A 15966-nucleotide genomic window follows, 5' to 3' on the forward strand; every position below is an offset into this window, starting at 1 on the left:
TGTTATGGTTGGGATCGTCGGGTCAGATGTCAGAAAACAGCCGCAACAGATCGTCGCGCTTTTCCAGCAGGGCGGGATCACGCAGGATGTCGCGGGGGCGCGGTTCGCGCACCTCGATGACCGAGGCAACGCGGGCGGGCTTGCCGGAAAACACGACGATGCGGTCGGCCAGATACAATGCCTCGTCCATGTCGTGGGTCACAAAGATGACCGTCTTGCCGGATTGCTGCCAAAGCTCGATCATCTGGTCACGCAGCCGGGTCCGGGTGTTGGGGTCCAGCGCGGAAAACGGTTCGTCCATCAGAATGATTTCGGGGTCCAGGGCCAGGGCGCGGGCAATGGCAACCCGCTGGCGTTCGCCGCCCGACAGCATCAGCGGCATCTTGTCCATATCCTTGCCCAGACCCACGCGTTCCAGTTGCGCCCGCGCCCGCGCCTCGCGTTCGGCCCTGGGCACGGAAGGGTCGCGCATTTCGATTCCGAAGGCTGCATTGTGCAACGCGCTGCGCCAGGGCAGCAGGCGGGGCTGCTGGAACACATAGGCCAGGCGGTTCGCCGCCTCGGCCGGGGTCTTGCCGCCCACGGTGATCTGGCCATCCTGCACAGGCAGCAGGTCGCCCATCAGGCGCAGCGCGGTAGACTTGCCACAGCCTGATGGCCCCAACAGGCACAGGAACTCGCCGGGCGCCACATCAAAGGTGATCTCGTCATAGATACGCATTCCGCCCAGACGCAGGCCGACTTCGGAAAAGCGGATGATGGGGTCCATGCCTTGCTCCTTCGCTGCGCGGTGTGGCGCGGGCTGTGTGGGTGACAGGCAGCAACGGGCCTCCCCGGAAACGGGGTGCGCGGGTGGCCGTGGCGTGCTGTCGATGTTCTTGATCTTGCGGAAAGCGTAGATCTGCAGCCGCACATGTAAAGCCGGATTTTCGACAATCAGCCGAGGAGGATCCCCCCGACGGCAAGGCCTCTGCGGCTGTCGCTTGTCTCTGATGGCGTTTGGGCTCTGGAAAAATGTATTGCAAAACAATGAACAGACATGGCCTCGGGCGGCGTGTGCCGTGTTTTGCTTGGCCACTTGACAGATCGTTCTGAATTCAGGACTTTCAATCCTGCATCTGCAACAAGGCGGTATCGCCGTGCATGACGACCTTGCCCTGCTGTCCCAGGTGATCGAAGCTGGCGGTTTCAGCCGCGCCAGCACCCGCACCGGCATTCCGAAATCCCGACTCAGCCGCCGGATCGAGGAACTGGAGCGTCGGTTGGCCGTGCGACTGATCGACCGGTCCTCCCGTCATTTCACGCCGACACCGATCGGGCTGGACCTTGCCCGCCGGGGTGAGGTGATACGGGCCGAGGGCGAAAACGCGCTGCGGATCATTCAGGAAAGCCTGTCCAAGCCCACCGGCGCCCTGCGCATCGCCAGCCCGGCCCTGCTGACGGAAACCATGATCGCGGACTTCTGTATCGGGTTCTCCAAGCGCAACCCGCAGGTGGTGATCACGCTGGACACCACGGACGGGACCAAGCCGCAGAACATGGATGCCTATGACATAGCCCTGATCGCCTCGCGGCAGGAACTGCCGGATACCGACATGATCGCGCGCATCCTGCAACGCACCGAATATGCACTGGTCGCCAGCCCCGACTGGATGGCCGAGGCGCCGGCCTTGCACACCCCCAACGATCTGATCGACCAGCCCTGCATCGGCTGGCTGGATGAAGAACGCCGATCCGTCTGGGGGTTGGTATCCGACCGGGGCGAGGTGGCAGAGATCGGCGTCCGCACCGCCATGGTGACGAACAACCTGAAAATTGTCCACAAGGCAGCGGTTGCCGGCCTTGGCATGGCACGGCTTCCGCTGTCGCTGGTGATGGAGGATCTGGCAACCGGACGTCTGCGCCGGGTATTGCCCGGATGGCGCCCCCCGACCTTTTCCATCCATGCGATCTATCGGACCCGGCGGTCACTACAACTCGCCGGGCGCATCTTTCTGGACGAGCTTGCACAGCACTTGCGCGCCAACCGGCCGCAAGCCAACGATCCCTGACCGGCTTCAGGCGGTCAGGGTCTCGGTCGATGCAAAGAACATGGCCTGGCTGACGGCGGAACGTACCTGTTCTTCCGCATAGGGTTTGTTGATGAGGAACGCCGGCTCCGGCCGTTCGCCCGTCAACAGCCGTTCGGGGAACGCTGTGATGAAGATCACCGGAAGCTCCTCGAAATGCGCGAGAATATCGTTCACCGCGTCAATGCCCGACGAATTGTCCGCCAGTTGAATATCGGCAAGGATCAGATCCGGCCGATCCTGAGCGGCCAGCTTGACGGCCTCGGAGCGCGTGCGCGCGATGCCGGTCACGGTATGGCCCATTTCCTCGACGATCGCCGACAGGTCCATGGCGATGATCGCCTCGTCCTCGATGACCAGAACGCGGCCAAGGACCGAGTTTTCCATCTCGCTCAACGCGCGGTCGATCAATTCGCCCGCCTCGTCGGCGGTGGAACCGATGATCTTGCCGATGTCGGCGACGCTGAAACCTTCAAGCGTATGCAGCAACAGGGCTTCGCGCGAATTCGGGGTCAGACGCGCCAGATGCACCTGTGCCGCTGCCGAAATGCGGCTGTCTGCTTCGGCCACCGGCGTTCCGGAACTGGACCATACCGCGTGAAGCACGGCAAACAGCGCAATACGTGAATCCTTGGCGTCGGCCACAAGCGACGGATCGGCCAGCACGGTTTCCAGCGTGGAAAGTGCATAGCGGTCCCCGCTGGTCTGATTGCCGGTCAGGGCTCGGGCGTAGCGACGCAGGTACGGAAGGTGCGTGGCCACCGTTGTGGACACAGGGGAATCTCCGGTCACCGCCATGAAAAAAGTCTCCAGATTGGCTTTTTCTTCTGGAACCAAACGTCCGCGGTGGCGTTTGGTTCCCAAGAGAATGACAGGAATATCATCATGAAACCCGCGCAACCCGGAAACGGACCAAAATCACCCGCGATCAAGGCGCAGATCGACGAGAATCTGAGGCGTGTCTACCACGAGGCACTTTCGGATGCGGTTCCTGATCGCTTTACCGAACTGCTTGCCCAGTTGAAGGCAAAGGAGACTCAAAAATGAGTGCCCCCGAGGTGACGGCCGATCCGCGTGACCGCCTGGTCGAGATGGTGCCCAGCCTTCGGGCGTTTGCCCTCAGCCTGTGCCGCAATGGTGCGCAGGCAGATGATCTTGTTCAGGAAACCATCCTGAAAGCCTGGTCCAACATGGACAAGTTCGATCCCGCAACCAAGCTCGAAGCTTGGCTGTTCACCATTCTGCGCAATACGTTCTATTCGTCACTGCGCAAGACCCGGCGCGAGGTGCAGGACACTGACGGCGTGCACGCGGGCGCGCAATTCGACAAACCGGAACACGATGGACGGCTGGCCTTCAAGGATTTCGAGCGCGCCTTCGACAAGCTTTCACCGGAACACCGGGAGGTTCTGATCCTTGTCGGCGCCTCGGGCTATAGCTGCGAAGAAGCCTCTGAAATGATGGGGGTTGCCGTTGGAACCGTGAAAAGCCGGGCAAGCCGGGCCCGCAAGCGGCTGGCGGAACTCATGGGCCTGGCGGAAGGCGAAGACATGCTGCCCCGCGCAGACGGGGCTACTGCGGCCGTTCTCAGCCGTCCGTCCACAGTCATCGCCGCATGAGCGCAGTGCGCCTGGGCAAGTTTGGCGCCGGTCTCCTCCGGCGCCTTGCCATTGTGAATGTGGTTGCCTTGTTGCCGTTGGCCATGTTGGCCGGATTGCAGACGCGTGACCTTGTGGGCGAGGCATCGGACAGCCTGTCCCGCGCGGCCATGGCACGAACCGTGCAGGCCGCCCAGCAGGAAATCAAGCTGATCGGCACTGCGCAGACCCTGGCGCGCACACTGGGTGCAATGATGCCGCGTGTCCTGGACGACGCGCCAACCTGTATCCGAATGATGGACGATGCCGCGAGTGCCTATCCAGAATTCTCGTTGATTGCGTATATTTCGCTGTCCGGGCAGATGGAATGCGCGTCCGGCGGGCGCACTCACGACTTTTCCGGCAATCCCTTCTTTGCACGCCTGGCAGAAAAGTCGGACCCAAGGCTGGTTCTGAACCCCTCCGGGCCGGTTTCGGGCTATGCCGTACTGGGCGCCAGCCATCCGGTGTTCAGCCCTGGCGGAAACCAGATCGGTCTTGTCGCCATCTCTGTCCCGCATCAGGCGATTGTGGCGCCCAGTGTTTCGGCACGCGACACCCTGAAGGAAACGCCGGTTGCCCTCATCACCTTTGACAAGGATGGCACCATCCTGACCCATTCGGTCGATCTGGATGTTGCAAGCGCCTTGCTTCCGGCAGGCGGATCACTCGCCGCGCTGGCGCGTACCGGCGCGCAGACCTTTGCCGACCACAGCTCGGGCGGGCACCATCGCATCTTTTCCGTCGCTCCGATCACATCGGAGCTTTTCCTTTTGGGCGTATGGTCCCCGGCAAACCAGAATACATTCATAGATCCCTCCATCGCATCATGGCTTCTGGCCGGGCTGCTCATCCTGTCCGGGCTTCTGGCTGCGGCTTTCGCGGCCGAGCGTCTGGTGATCCGCCACGTGCGCAGCCTGTCTCGCGCGATGTCGGCCTTTGCCGCCGGTGCGCGCAACCTGCCGCACCCCGATCTGGATGATCCACCGGCAGAAATAGCCGAACTCTCGCATGTCTACGCGGCGATGACGGACACCATCCTGCGCGACGAAGCCGAGCTGGAAAACCTGCTCCACCAGAAGGCCGAGCTTCTGCGCGAAGTTCACCACCGCACCGGCAACAGCCTGCAACTGATCGCCTCGATCCTGCGAATGCACCTGCGCGAGAACCCGGACGACACCGTGCGTCAGGTACTGGAACATCTGCTGGAGCGGGTGATGAGTCTCTCGACAGTACACCTTGGCCTGTATCGCATTGCGGGCAGCCCCGAGGTCGAGGTGGGCGCATTGATCGGCGATGTGATCGCCAAGGTCGAGGGGCTGCATTCCCGCAGCGGGCGCACAACAATGATAGAGCAGGATTTGCGGCCGCTTCCCCTGACCACCGAACAAGCGGTACCGCTGGCCTTGCTGCTGGCCGAGGTTATGGCCGCGTTCCTGGCCAGCGCAGCCGGCGACGAAGCCCTGCGGATCCGCGTGCATCTCGATACGGATTCGAACCGAAACGCCGTTCTGTCGGTATCGGGCCCGCCCTCGGCTCGGGTCCGGCTTACCGGAACGGGTGGTGGCGCCCCCGATGTGATCGCTTCGCGGCTGATCCGCAGCTTTGTCCGCCAACTGGACGGAGACGCCGATTTCTCGGAAGATGGCGAATTGCTGGGGTTCCAAGTGGCGTTCACCATCCGCCAGGGTTCCAGAAACCCGGAGTCAACGGACGAGGGCGGATGACATGGCGCCTTCGGTCGAGGAGCGCGTGCAGGTTCTGCTGACCGCCGCCGAAGCATTTCCGGTGCTTGAACGTGCCTTTCTGGAGGCTCAATCGGAAATTACCGCCGGATTCCGAATCTTCGATCTGCGGACTTCGCTGCACTCGGATGCCGCCCGCGCGATTGGACGCACATGGTTCGATCTGCTGCTTCACACCTTGCGCAGGGGCGTGTCCGTGCGCCTCGTTCTCAGCGATTTCGATCCTATCGCCCGCCCGCAGTTGCATCGTGGCTCCTGGCGTTCCGTTCGTATGTTCGTGGCGGCGGCGGAACTGGCGGGGCCAAAGGCACGGCTGGAAATCGTGCCCGCAATGCATTCGGCCATAAGCGGACCGATCCCGCGCGCGATGTTCTGGCCTGTGGTTCGATCCAGGTTGATGCGGGCACTCGCCTGGGTTTCAGAGCAACCGGACGGAGGGAGAATCGCACTGCTGCGCGATTTGCCGGGAATTCGCGCACTTCTAACCAAGCCCGACCAGATGCCACTGCGTGCAAGCGCCTTGCCGCCGCCAATGCTGTTCCCTGCGACCCATCACCAGAAGCTGGCCGTATTCGACAGGAAACGCCTGTATATTGGCGGGCTGGATCTGGACGACCGCCGCTTTGACACACCGGATCACGACAGGCCGGGGCATGAAACCTGGCATGACCTGCAACTGATGGTGCAAGGGCCGGTGGTGGCTGATGCGCTGGCGCATCTGGAGAATTTTCTTGATGCCGTCGCAGGGCGATCAGATCCGGTTGCACAAGCACCGGACCGGGACGGGTTGCGGTTTGTGCGAACCCTGTCGCGCGCCGTTCCCGCTGCGGTGATGCGCGTCGGGCCAGCCCCGGCGATTGCCGAAATCGCACAGGCCCACCATGCGCTTGCCGCCAAGGCAGAGCGGCTGGTCTACCTTGAAACCCAGTATTTCCGTGACCGGCAACTTGCCCAGGCCCTGGCGGATGCGGGGCGCAAGACCCCTGGACTTGACCTTATCCTGATCTTGCCCGCCGCGCCCGACGACGTTGCCTTTCATGGGGCGGACGGCGTGGATGCCCGTTTGGGCGAGTTTCTTCAGGCGCGCGCCTTGCGCATTCTCAAGCGGGGCTTCGGCCACCGGCTGTTTGTGGGCGGCGCGGCGCAGCCACGGCGCACCTCGCAGCGCGGGCGCGAACAACTCCGGGGCGCACCGCTGGTCTATATCCATGCCAAGCTGAGCGTGTTCGACGAGACCGCGGCGATTGTTTCATCCGCCAATCTGAACGGGCGCAGCTTGCGTTGGGACACCGAGGCCGGGTTGGTCCTGTCCCAAGGCGCAGATGTCGCCATGCTTCGGCGCCGCGCGATGGCGCACTGGCTGCCCGAAGGAGCGCCGGATCGCTTCTTCAACATGGAGACGGCGGTGCAGTCATGGGCCGGGCTGGCATTGGCCAATGCGCGCCGTCCCCCCGAGCAGCGGCAAGGCTTTATCCTGCCCTATGATCGCAAGGCAGCCGAGAAATTCGGACAAGCCTTTCCCCTTTTGCCGGACGATATGCTATAGGGCGGAACCATCCACCTTCTGCGGCGTTGTACAAGCATATGACACGAAAGCAGAAAGGACATGCCATGAACTGGGATCAGATCTCGGGGCGCTGGACGGAATTCAAAGGCAAGGCCCGCGAAATGTGGGGCGACATCACGGATGACGAATGGGACCGTGTCGCCGGCAAGCGTGACCAGATGGTCGGACTGCTTCAGAAAAAGTACGGCGACAGCAAGGAAGATGCCGAACGCAAGGTCGATGATTGGGCCAAAAAGTTCTGATCCGGTCCACACTCCGAATTGCAAGGCCCCGCGCGATGGCGCGGGGCTTTTCTTGTCTGATCAGAAAGCACGCCGGGCCCTCACCTCGACTTGCTCAGCACGGCCATCACCAACTGCCCAAGATCACCGAAACGATGCGCCTCGGCTTGCACCAGTCGCCGGGCGTCATTCAGCAGGCGGGTGCGCGCATCGCCGATCAGGCGATCCTCAAGTTCGGTGCGCGGCATCAGCAGGGCAACAGCCGCCCCCACTGCGGCAACTGCGGCAGCGATGGCCAAAGGGTTTCCCCCGTCGGCGCCCGCATCATCCCCGGCGTCAGCCACCCCCAGATGGGCGGCATAATCCACCTCGCGTTGCGCCATGGCCCTGGCACGGTCGGCGCCGGACAGTCCGTCGAGGCCACTGCCGAGCGCGGCGCGGACATCGACGGTCAACGCCGCCAAAACCTCTTCGCGGCGGGCAAGAAGCTCGGATCTCGGAATGCGGCCATCCTGCAAGGCAAGGTCGATCTGCGCCAGCATTCCGCCAGCCCTGGCACGCAGCGTATCGGCCTTGGCCATCCATGCCGGTAGCTCGGCAGAGGGCGGGGCCGGTTTCGGGTCATCGTCGGCTTTGAGTTTCCGAAACGCCATCAACCCAAGCCCGGCGGCAGCCGTCGCAACCGGCACCGGATGGGTGCTCGCCGTCTCCATCGCCTGCGCGACAAAGCCACGCATGGTCATGCTTCCGCGCAGGTCCGTCAGCGCGTTCAACAGCGCCTGCCGGTCTGCATCGAGTTCGGCTTCGATCAGGTCGATGGTTTCAGTGATCGACATTGTCCCGGCCCTCTCCATTCCCACCGCCAAGCGCCGCCATATTGCGGCGCAGGCTGCGCTCACTGCGCCATGGCGCAAGATTTTGCCGGCGCAGCCGCCAGCGGGCCGCCTGGACATATCCTAAGGCCAGCGCCAGCAGGCCCACACCCACAGCAAGCATGGACCAACCAGGATGCAGGCCAGCCGCTATCAGCCCCTGCACCGCCGCTCCGGCCAGCATGTTCAAAGCAACCAATGCCAGCACGGCGGCAATCGCCATCAGCACCAGCGCCCGGCGCGCATCGGCAGCGGCCCGCGCGGCCTCTGCCTTGAGCAAGGCAATCTCGTCGGTGATCAGTTTTGCCACGGCGGCCAGCACCGCAGCCAAGGCCGCAGCAGGCAGGGGGCCGCGCGCGTCCTTGCTGTCATTCATTGCCGACGCTCCGAAGAGGCGCTCAGAAGCCGCGCGAACGCAAACCCAAGCACCGCTGCGCCTGCGATGAACAGGCCGGGGTTCCGACGGGCCGATTCCTGAACATCGCGGGCGATATCTGCCACGCTGCGCTCGCGCAGCGCACCCGCCGTTGCCGCAACACCGGAACTGACCGCAGCCACGACCCCATCCTTGATGGCGTGGACATCGGCACGATCCGCAGCGCGACGCAGGGTATCGGCCAGCCGGTCACTCGTTTCCGACAAGGTGTCGCGCGCGTCCGACACACGCTCTGCGGCAGCATCGCGGACCGATGTTGCCGCCTCGGAAATGGATTCGGCTGCCGAGCCTGCGCTGCGCTTCGCCGACTCGCGGGTATCATCAAGGTTCTTCTTAAGGTTCCGTGTCGCAGTGCTCATGATATTCTCCTGCACATGAAATGAACTGGTGCAGCGCGCAATCCTAGCATGGCCACTTCGGGTCAGCCATGCGCCGATCGGGAACGTGCAAGCGCGCGACACCAGCACAGACAGAACGCAGATCAGGCCCTTATGGTTCCCGGCGACAAAATGGGCAGGGCAAGGGAACCCGCATCATATGTCGGAGTTGGTCCAGCATGAAGGTTGGGCGCGGCAGTCGCGCCAGGGTAAAAGGAGAAACATCATGCTTGGTTGGGCCATCACCTTTCTTGTCGTCGCACTGATCGCCGGTGTTCTTGGATTTGGCGGCATCGCCGGTACCTCGGTGGGCATTGCCAAGGTTCTGTTCTTTATCTTCATCATCCTCTTCGTGATCTCGCTGGTCGCCCGCGCGGTCAAGGGTCGTCCCCCAGTCTGACCCCTGATCCGCACCCCGCAACCGTTCTGTCCCACGGTTGCACAGGGCCGCAGGCAATGCCTGCGGCCCTGTTTTCGTTTGGCGCCATGTTCGGTTGCCAAGGGGGTTCAGCCCGATCCGGGGATCAGACGGCCGCGCGGATCCGCGCGCGTTTGCGCACCGGGCTGCGCAGTGGTTCTGGCAAGGGGACCGGATCCGCATCGGAAAATGCCTCGCGCAATGCGTCTTCCATGCGACCAACACAGAAGTCGGCGCCAATCCCGCGCGCCTCCGCGCCCATATCGGCATCGTCCATGTCCGGGCTGGCCTGCCAGATGACGACACCAACCCGCATCTTCGGCGCAGCGCGCTTGATCCGGCGGATATGCAGCAGCGCCACCCGCGGCGGTTTTGAATCAAGGAAATTCAGGACGACACATCCCGCGCCGACACTGGTCACGGCAGAGAACCTGCTGGGTGCCAGATCCACATGCACCAGCGACGTGACCTCTGCCCCCTCGGCACGGGCAGCCTGCGCCAGCATCCGGGCGGCGACGTCATCCAGCTCTGACTGACCACCGATGCTGACAAGGGTATGGCCACGCCCCTGCGATCCGCCATTCGTTGTCGGGCGATCAGCGCGATCGGCCGCCTGTTCCATCGCGCTTGCCTCTTCCAGCTCCTCGACGACAACCGCATCCAGTTCATCAAGGAAACGCATGGCAGCCGCGGCCATGCGCAACTCCTGATCCTTGTCCACGATGCCACGCTCATAATCGGACTGGGCCAGCAACAGCGCGGGAATCCCCACATCTCGATGATAATCGGAGAGGTACTGTTCCTCCAGCGCCTCCTCGGCACGAAAGGTGGATTCGACGACATCACCGACCAGCAGGCGCTGATACAGCCGCGAATGCGGCGCCAGAACGGGTTCGTCACCAAACAGGATATTGAACACTTCGAACTGTGGAATATGCCGCCCCAACACCACCAGACACACAGTCAACGGTGTGGACAACACCAGCCCCATGGGCCCCCAGATCCAGGTCCAGAAGATCGCGGACACGATGATCGCCAACGGGCTTACCCCGGTTCCGCTGCCATAGAGCCATGGTTCGATGATGTTCGATGTGATCAGCTCGATCACCAGAAACAGCGCCCCGGTCCACAACAGCATGGACCAATCGGGCGATGCGGCAATGGCCAGGAACAGCGGAAAGACCGCCGCCATGATCGACCCGACATACGGAACAAAGCGCAGGACCAGCGTCAACATGCCCCAGAGCACGGCATTGGGCACGCCGATCACCCATAGCCCCAGGCCAATCGGCACCGCATAAATCACGTTCACCAGAAGCTGCATCAGCAGATAGCGGGCGACGCGGCTTCCCGCATCTTCCATCACCTGGGTGCTTTTGTGAATGTCGTTTGTCCCCACAAGACGGATCAGCCTGTCGCGCAATTCGTCGCGCTCCAACAACATGAAGATCACGACAACAATCACCAGGCCCGCGGTGGCAACCGGGCCGATCAATGGCAAAACCAGATCTCGCAACACCTCGAAGGCGTTGCGATCGCTCATCACCTTCACCTGTACCGGCTGGGGGGCCTCGGCATCGGGATCTTCGGGCAAACCGGCATTGATGCGATCGCCGATTTCCGTGATCATCCGGGTCAGACGGGCAATGACACCCGTCCCGTCGCCACTGTCCTGCACGCTGTCTAGCTTGGTGACGATGTTCGCCTGGAATGTCGGAAGGTCGCGCGCAAGCGTCCCGACCTGCGCCGCCACCACCAGCATGAACAGCCCGATGGCCACGAAAGTCACCGTGACTGCCCCCAGAACCGCCACCAGATTAGGCAACCCGCGATTGCGCAGAAAGGTCACGACGGGCGACAGCGCAAATGTGATGACAACCGCGAACGCAAGCGGAAGGAAGATCTCTGCCCCGATATGCAGGATGGCCGCGATAAGGCTGGCAACGATCAGCGTCGTCAACGTCATGCGCCGCCGGGCATTGTCATGCATGGCAGCCTGCCCCGGCTGGAAGGGTGGCCGAGGCACTGCTTCGAGACCCATGCGAACTCTCCTCACCTGCGCTCAACGGTGCGCTAACATGGGGAAACGCACATCCCGGCCTTTGGGTTCCCGGCCGGAGGTAACCCTTCGTCAACCCTGCAAGATCAGCAGGTTGAACCGCATTTGCCCCTTTCCCGCAATGGTTGGGGCGGATAGTGTCGCGCCCGTGGCCACCGCATGGGGCGATCTGGCCAGATCGGTCAGGTCCAATCCATGTTGAGGAAGCTTCACATTCCTGCATTCGCGTTCCTGATCGCCGCGGGGCTGGGAACGGGCATCACCGGATTGGTGCATCGTCACGAAGTGACCAGCGCCACCGAAAAGCTGGAACGTGAACTCACCGACGTCGCCGACCTTGTAAGCGAACGGGTCAACCGGGTCTCGACGGTGCTCATGGCCACGCGGTCCTACCTTGGGACGCGCGCGGCGGCGGATATGCCCAGGGACCGCTTTGCGCGCTATGTCGAAAGCCTGGCCCACGCAGGGGCCATTGACGGAATACACGGCCTGGGTCTGGCAGAGATCATCAGCGATGCAACCGAAGCCCAGATGCTGGAGCGGCTTCGGCGCGACTACGGCCCCGAGCGCGTGTTCTGGCCGACAGAGCGCGCGCCGGGACTGCATACCGCAATCATGCTGCTGGAACCGGCAGACGCCCGCAACCTCGCCGCTATTGGCTATGACATGTACTCCGAGCCCATGCGGCAGGCTGCGATGCGGGCCTCGATGGACAGCGGCCAGCCGATCATTTCCGGTCCGGTCAAGCTTGTCCAAGAAATCACCGCAGACCAGCAGGTTGGCGCCCTGATCTACCTGTTCATGGATGGAACAGAAGGCAGCGCGCAGCCGGGTTTTGTCTATGCCCCGGTCCGAATGGGCCGTCTGTTCGAATCCATCGGTCTGGGTGGTGCGAGTCCCGTCGCGATCCGCGTGGTCGACGCGAGCTTTCCAGACCCTGTGCTTTACCAAAGCGCCACCTTCGCCGAACTGGAAGATGCCGACACGATCCTGTCCACGGTCGAAACCACCATTGCGGGCCGCAAGTGGCAATTCTCGGGCCGCCGGAACGACGCATCGGGGCTATTCTCGCGCTGGCCGCTGACAATGATCGTTGGCGCCGTTTCGCTGCTGCTGTCGGCGCTGATTGCCTTGGCGGTTCAGGGTTTCGCGGCCTCGATCCGGCACAACCGCGAATTTGCGCAGGCGCAACAGCGCAGCTTGCAGGAAAAGGATCTGCATCTGCGCGAAATGTCCCACCGGCTGAAAAATGCTCTGGCGCGCGTCGTGGCCATGACCCGTCAGGCAGGCAGGCAGGCCGACAGCAAGGAAGCCTTCGTCACCTCGATGACCCAGCGCCTGCAATCCATGGCACAGGCCCAGGACCTGCTGATCCGCTCCGCTACCGAAGGGGCCGATCTTTACACGCTCGTTTCTGTCGAACTGAAACAAATCTATGGCGATGCCGATGCCGGGGTAACGCTTGACGGGCCAGACATCCGCCTGAACGCAACCCAGACCCAGGCCCTCGGCCTGACGGTTCACGAACTCGCGACCAACGCGCTGAAATATGGCGCCGGCGCAGCCCTGGGCGGGAAGCTGGCCATCACGTGGCAGGTCCAGCGCATCGGACGGACCCAGATGCTCCGGCTGGTCTGGGCCGAAACCACGGTCGACACCATATCAGAGCCTGAACGCAAGGGGTTCGGCAGCCAGCTGATCGACAGCTGTATTCGGCTGGAGCTGGGCGGCACGATCGAACGCAAGTTCGGCAGCCAGGGCCTGACCGTCACGATCACCGTGCCCTTTGACCAGCCCGCTCCGCGCAACAGGAAAGCGTAGACCCTGCACGACGGCTATTCCTGTCAGCGGACCGACCGGGCACTGCGGCCAGGAATGGCGTGTTGACCCTGCGGGAACGCTTCCGTATCGCTTCGCACATATTCCCAGCCGGACCTTGACCATGACCGCCGCAAACGTCCTGACCATACAGTGTGAATCCCGCCGCGGAATCGTGGCAGGCGTTTCAGGATATCTGGCAAGGCAAGGCTGCAATATCACCGATTCCGCGCAATATGACGACCCGGCCACGGGCCGCTTTTTCGCCCGCATCTCGTTTCACTCCGAGACCGGCGCGACACTAGCGCAATTGCGCGAAGGATTTGGCACTGTCGCGGACAAATTCAACATGGACTGGGCAATCCATGATGGCGCGGTCCCGGTAAAAGTGCTGCTGATGGTGTCCAACTTTGGCCACTGCCTGAATGACTTGCTCTATCGGTGGCGCATCGGGGCGCTGCCCGTGGACATCGTAGGCGTGGTATCGAACCACCTGACCTATCAGAAACTGGTGGTGAATCACGACCTCCCCTTTCACCACATCAAGGTCACGAGAGACAGCAAGCCCGAAGCAGAGGCCCGCCTGATGGCCCTGGTCGAGGAAACCGGGACAGAGCTGGTCGTGCTCGCGCGCTACATGCAAATTCTGTCCGACGACATGTGCCGCAGAATGTCAGGGCGGATCATCAACATTCACCACTCCTTTCTGCCCAGCTTCAAGGGCGCGAACCCGTACAAACAGGCATTCGACCGCGGAGTGAAGCTGATCGGGGCCACCTCGCACTATGTGACCGCCGATCTGGACGAAGGCCCGATCATCGAACAGGACACCGTTCGCGTCACACATGCGCAATCGCCAGAGGACTACGTTTCGCTGGGGCGCGAAGTGGAATCGTCGGTTCTGGCGCGCGCGGTCCATGCCCATATCCACCACCGCGCATTCATCAATGGCAACAAGACCGTGGTCTTCCCCGCCTCACCAGGATCTTATGCATCGGAGCGGATGGGCTGACCCCCTGACACCTGTTCCGATTTCGAGCGTCGCATGGGTATTTTTGGCAAGATGAATGCGCCACGTCACGCCTGGCCGCCCTGACGACGCGCCCGCAGCTTGGCAAACCAGTCCACGCGCTTGTGCAATTCCCGCTCGAAGCCGCGTTCGACCGGAACATACAGCGCAGGGCGCTTCATCCCGTCGGGAAAGTAGTTCTGCCCGGAAAACCCATCATCAGCGTCATGGTCATAGGCATAGCCGTCACCGTAGCCGAGACCCTTCATCATCTTTGTGGGAGCATTGAGGATATGCTTTGGCGGCATAAGGCTGCCGCTGTCGCGTGCAAGAGCCCGCGCCGCCTTGTAGCCGGTATAGGCGGCATTCGACTTCGGGGCGAGCGCGAGATAGACCAGCGCATTGGCCAGCGCCAACTCCCCCTCCGGGCTGCCCAGCCGTTCATAGGTTTGCCAGGCATCCAGGCAGATGCCCTGTGCCTGCGGATCCGCAAGGCCGATATCCTCCACCGCCATACGGGTCAGACGGCGGGCAAGGAAGCGCGGATCCTCACCGCCTTCCAGCATCCGGGCAAACCAGTACAGGGAGGCGTCAGGATCTGATCCACGCACCGATTTATGCAATGCCGAGATCAGGTTGTAATGCTCTTCACCTGACTTGTCGTATTTTGCCGCCCGGCGCATCAGGCGCGTTGCCAGCCCGTCACGATCCAATGTCGCGGTTTTCCACGCTGCCACCTGCTCCACCAGATTGAGCAAAGCCCGGCCATCGCCGTCCGCCATCTCCAGCAGCGCGTCGCGCGCCTCTGCGGTAAGCGGCAGGGCACGGCCAAGTTCCTTTTCCGCGCGCTGCGCAAGTCGTTCCAGATCGGCCAGACTGAGGCGCTCCAGCACCATCACCTGCGCACGCGACAAGAGCGCGGCGTTCAGTTCAAACGACGGATTCTCGGTGGTCGCCCCGACCAGGGTGATGGTGCCGTCTTCCATATACGGCAGGAATCCATCCTGCTGGGCCTTGTTGAAGCGGTGAATCTCGTCCACGAACAACAGCGTGCCGCGCCCCTGAGCACGCCGAAGCCTGGCCGCCTCGAACACCTTGCGCAACTCCGGCACACCAGTGAATATGGCGCTGATCTGGACAAAGGCCATATCGCTGCCTTCGGCCAACAGACGGGCAATGGTGGTCTTTCCCACCCCTGGCGGCCCCCAGAGAACAAGGTTCGACAGGCTTCCCGCCGCAAGCATGGCGCCCAGGGGCCCATCGGCAGCAAGCACCTTTTCCTGTCCGATCACGTCAGACAACTGATGCGGCCGGAGCCGGTCGGCCAGCGGACGCGGCGCCTGCGCGGCAGAGTCGGGAGCGGAGTCGAACAGATCGGTCATCCGCGCACGATACGCCGACTATGCGCGCGCGACCAGTGGACCCGAAGCCGCTCTTTATGCTTCACCTTGCAGAAATACCCTGCGGGGGTGCGGGGGTGCAAAACCCCCGCTGCGACATCCGCCACAAAGCCCTCGGTCGGCTCAGCGCCCAAGCCGCCGGGTAATTCGCGCCGACTTGCGCGCCAGCTTCACTGCATCGCGCCCCTTGCGGGCCATGTCACGCTCCTGAGTGGACATCTGCGCGGCGGGTTTGCCCTTGCCTGCCGCCATGTCGATCCCCTTGCGGACACCCCAGTTTGTCGCGCGACGAAAAAACATGCGGCTTAGCATCGTGAAAAATCGGTTCGTATCCATGG

General features: G+C 62.7%; 17 protein-coding genes. 9 read left to right on the forward strand and 8 right to left on the reverse strand.

From position 1 onward, the window contains the following. Nucleotides 1-22 precede the first annotated feature (22 nt). On the reverse strand, nucleotides 23-769 hold the full coding sequence (locus BW970_RS20775) for an ABC transporter ATP-binding protein (protein WP_076533237.1): 747 nt from the start codon (nucleotides 767-769) through the stop codon (nucleotides 23-25). Nucleotides 770-1139: 370 nt separating this feature from the next. On the opposite strand from BW970_RS20775, the gene BW970_RS15915 reads away from it, so the two are divergent. After that, nucleotides 1140-2051 carry a LysR substrate-binding domain-containing protein gene (locus tag BW970_RS15915; protein WP_083701319.1) on the forward strand — a complete coding sequence of 304 codons (912 nt, stop codon included), beginning with the start codon at nucleotides 1140-1142 and terminating at the stop codon, nucleotides 2049-2051. Between the two features lie 6 nt (nucleotides 2052-2057). Here the strand turns inward: BW970_RS15915 and BW970_RS15920 are convergent, their stop codons facing one another. Further along, entirely contained in the window at nucleotides 2058-2867 is an 810-nt protein-coding gene (locus BW970_RS15920) for a response regulator (protein WP_076533241.1), read from the reverse strand. Nucleotides 2868-2954: 87 nt separating this feature from the next. On the opposite strand from BW970_RS15920, the gene BW970_RS20780 reads away from it, so the two are divergent. The 5 genes from BW970_RS20780 (at nucleotide 2955) to BW970_RS15940 (ending at nucleotide 7260) form a co-directional block, all read left to right on the forward strand. After that, nucleotides 2955-3116 carry a NepR family anti-sigma factor gene (locus BW970_RS20780; protein ID WP_159441453.1) on the forward strand — a complete coding sequence of 54 codons (162 nt, stop codon included), beginning with the start codon at nucleotides 2955-2957 and terminating at the stop codon, nucleotides 3114-3116. After that, the gene (locus tag BW970_RS15925) at nucleotides 3113-3688 is read left to right on the forward strand and encodes an RNA polymerase sigma factor (protein ID WP_076533243.1); all 576 of its coding nucleotides are present in this window, start codon (nucleotides 3113-3115) and stop codon (nucleotides 3686-3688) included. Before BW970_RS20780 ends, BW970_RS15925 begins: the two co-directional genes overlap by 4 nt. Continuing rightward, the gene (locus tag BW970_RS15930; protein ID WP_083701320.1) at nucleotides 3685-5433 is read left to right on the forward strand and encodes a sensor histidine kinase; all 1749 of its coding nucleotides are present in this window, start codon (nucleotides 3685-3687) and stop codon (nucleotides 5431-5433) included. The genes BW970_RS15925 and BW970_RS15930 overlap by 4 nt, the downstream gene beginning before the upstream one ends. 1 nt (nucleotide 5434) lies before the next feature. Beyond that, nucleotides 5435-6997 (forward strand): phospholipase D-like domain-containing protein, encoded by a 1563-nt coding sequence (locus BW970_RS15935; protein ID WP_076533246.1) that lies wholly within the window; start codon nucleotides 5435-5437, stop codon nucleotides 6995-6997. Between the two features lie 65 nt (nucleotides 6998-7062). Further along, nucleotides 7063-7260 carry a CsbD family protein gene (locus BW970_RS15940; protein WP_076533249.1) on the forward strand — a complete coding sequence of 66 codons (198 nt, stop codon included), beginning with the start codon at nucleotides 7063-7065 and terminating at the stop codon, nucleotides 7258-7260. Nucleotides 7261-7340: 80 nt separating this feature from the next. Here BW970_RS15940 and BW970_RS15945 read toward each other — a convergent pair whose 3' ends face one another. From BW970_RS15945 to BW970_RS15955, 3 genes are read right to left on the reverse strand one after another with little or no spacing between them, the layout of a single operon-like run. After that, nucleotides 7341-8075 (reverse strand): hypothetical protein, encoded by a 735-nt coding sequence (locus tag BW970_RS15945; protein ID WP_076533252.1) that lies wholly within the window; start codon nucleotides 8073-8075, stop codon nucleotides 7341-7343. Next, nucleotides 8062-8487 (reverse strand): phage holin family protein, encoded by a 426-nt coding sequence (locus BW970_RS15950; protein ID WP_076533254.1) that lies wholly within the window; start codon nucleotides 8485-8487, stop codon nucleotides 8062-8064. Before BW970_RS15950 ends, BW970_RS15945 begins: the two co-directional genes overlap by 14 nt. Continuing rightward, nucleotides 8484-8906, reverse strand: coding sequence for a hypothetical protein (locus BW970_RS15955; protein ID WP_076533257.1), 423 nt, complete (start codon nucleotides 8904-8906; stop codon nucleotides 8484-8486). Before BW970_RS15955 ends, BW970_RS15950 begins: the two co-directional genes overlap by 4 nt. Nucleotides 8907-9150: 244 nt before the next feature. On the opposite strand from BW970_RS15955, the gene BW970_RS15960 reads away from it, so the two are divergent. Further along, the gene (locus tag BW970_RS15960; protein ID WP_076533260.1) at nucleotides 9151-9324 is read left to right on the forward strand and encodes a DUF1328 domain-containing protein; all 174 of its coding nucleotides are present in this window, start codon (nucleotides 9151-9153) and stop codon (nucleotides 9322-9324) included. Between the two features lie 124 nt (nucleotides 9325-9448). Here BW970_RS15960 and BW970_RS15965 read toward each other — a convergent pair whose 3' ends face one another. Continuing rightward, nucleotides 9449-11383 carry an AI-2E family transporter gene (locus BW970_RS15965; RefSeq protein WP_083701322.1) on the reverse strand — a complete coding sequence of 645 codons (1935 nt, stop codon included), beginning with the start codon at nucleotides 11381-11383 and terminating at the stop codon, nucleotides 9449-9451. 213 nt (nucleotides 11384-11596) lie between these two features. On the opposite strand from BW970_RS15965, the gene BW970_RS15970 reads away from it, so the two are divergent. Together BW970_RS15970 and purU are read left to right on the forward strand one after the other, a co-directional pair. Then, nucleotides 11597-13222 (forward strand): CHASE domain-containing protein, encoded by a 1626-nt coding sequence (locus tag BW970_RS15970; RefSeq protein WP_076533264.1) that lies wholly within the window; start codon nucleotides 11597-11599, stop codon nucleotides 13220-13222. A gap of 121 nt (nucleotides 13223-13343) precedes the next feature. Continuing rightward, a complete protein-coding gene (purU, locus tag BW970_RS15975) occupies nucleotides 13344-14231 on the forward strand; it encodes a formyltetrahydrofolate deformylase (protein ID WP_076533266.1) in 888 nt (295 codons plus the stop codon). A gap of 65 nt (nucleotides 14232-14296) precedes the next feature. Here the strand turns inward: purU and BW970_RS15980 are convergent, their stop codons facing one another. Together BW970_RS15980 and BW970_RS15985 are read right to left on the reverse strand one after the other, a co-directional pair. After that, nucleotides 14297-15610, reverse strand: a complete 1314-nt coding sequence (locus tag BW970_RS15980) for a replication-associated recombination protein A (RefSeq protein ID WP_076533268.1) — start codon at nucleotides 15608-15610, stop codon at nucleotides 14297-14299. A 141-nt stretch (nucleotides 15611-15751) separates the two neighbouring features. Then, a complete protein-coding gene (locus BW970_RS15985; RefSeq protein WP_076533270.1) occupies nucleotides 15752-15964 on the reverse strand; it encodes a hypothetical protein in 213 nt (70 codons plus the stop codon). Between the last annotated feature and the right edge of the window lie 2 nt (nucleotides 15965-15966).

Source organism: Gemmobacter megaterium, from assembly GCF_900156815.1.
GTDB classification, from domain to species: Bacteria; Pseudomonadota; Alphaproteobacteria; order Rhodobacterales; family Rhodobacteraceae; genus Wagnerdoeblera; species Wagnerdoeblera megaterium.

Coding starts and splice junctions, on each gene's coding strand:
- BW970_RS15955 (WP_076533257.1), bottom strand. CDS start 8,906: ATGAGCACTGCGACACGGAACCTTAAGAAGAACCTTGATGATACCCGC.
- BW970_RS15985 (WP_076533270.1), bottom strand. CDS start 15,964: ATGGATACGAACCGATTTTTCACGATGCTAAGCCGCATGTTTTTTCGT.
- BW970_RS15980 (WP_076533268.1), bottom strand. CDS start 15,610: ATGACCGATCTGTTCGACTCCGCTCCCGACTCTGCCGCGCAGGCGCCG.
- BW970_RS15925 (WP_076533243.1), top strand. CDS start 3,113: ATGAGTGCCCCCGAGGTGACGGCCGATCCGCGTGACCGCCTGGTCGAG.
- BW970_RS15930 (WP_083701320.1), top strand. CDS start 3,685: ATGAGCGCAGTGCGCCTGGGCAAGTTTGGCGCCGGTCTCCTCCGGCGC.
- BW970_RS15935 (WP_076533246.1), top strand. CDS start 5,435: ATGGCGCCTTCGGTCGAGGAGCGCGTGCAGGTTCTGCTGACCGCCGCC.
- BW970_RS15970 (WP_076533264.1), top strand. CDS start 11,597: ATGTTGAGGAAGCTTCACATTCCTGCATTCGCGTTCCTGATCGCCGCG.
- BW970_RS15920 (WP_076533241.1), bottom strand. CDS start 2,867: ATGGCGGTGACCGGAGATTCCCCTGTGTCCACAACGGTGGCCACGCAC.
- BW970_RS20780 (WP_159441453.1), top strand. CDS start 2,955: ATGAAACCCGCGCAACCCGGAAACGGACCAAAATCACCCGCGATCAAG.
- BW970_RS15950 (WP_076533254.1), bottom strand. CDS start 8,487: ATGAATGACAGCAAGGACGCGCGCGGCCCCCTGCCTGCTGCGGCCTTG.
- BW970_RS20775 (WP_076533237.1), bottom strand. CDS start 769: ATGGACCCCATCATCCGCTTTTCCGAAGTCGGCCTGCGTCTGGGCGGA.
- BW970_RS15965 (WP_083701322.1), bottom strand. CDS start 11,383: ATGGGTCTCGAAGCAGTGCCTCGGCCACCCTTCCAGCCGGGGCAGGCT.
- BW970_RS15960 (WP_076533260.1), top strand. CDS start 9,151: ATGCTTGGTTGGGCCATCACCTTTCTTGTCGTCGCACTGATCGCCGGT.
- BW970_RS15940 (WP_076533249.1), top strand. CDS start 7,063: ATGAACTGGGATCAGATCTCGGGGCGCTGGACGGAATTCAAAGGCAAG.
- purU (WP_076533266.1), top strand. CDS start 13,344: ATGACCGCCGCAAACGTCCTGACCATACAGTGTGAATCCCGCCGCGGA.
- BW970_RS15945 (WP_076533252.1), bottom strand. CDS start 8,075: ATGTCGATCACTGAAACCATCGACCTGATCGAAGCCGAACTCGATGCA.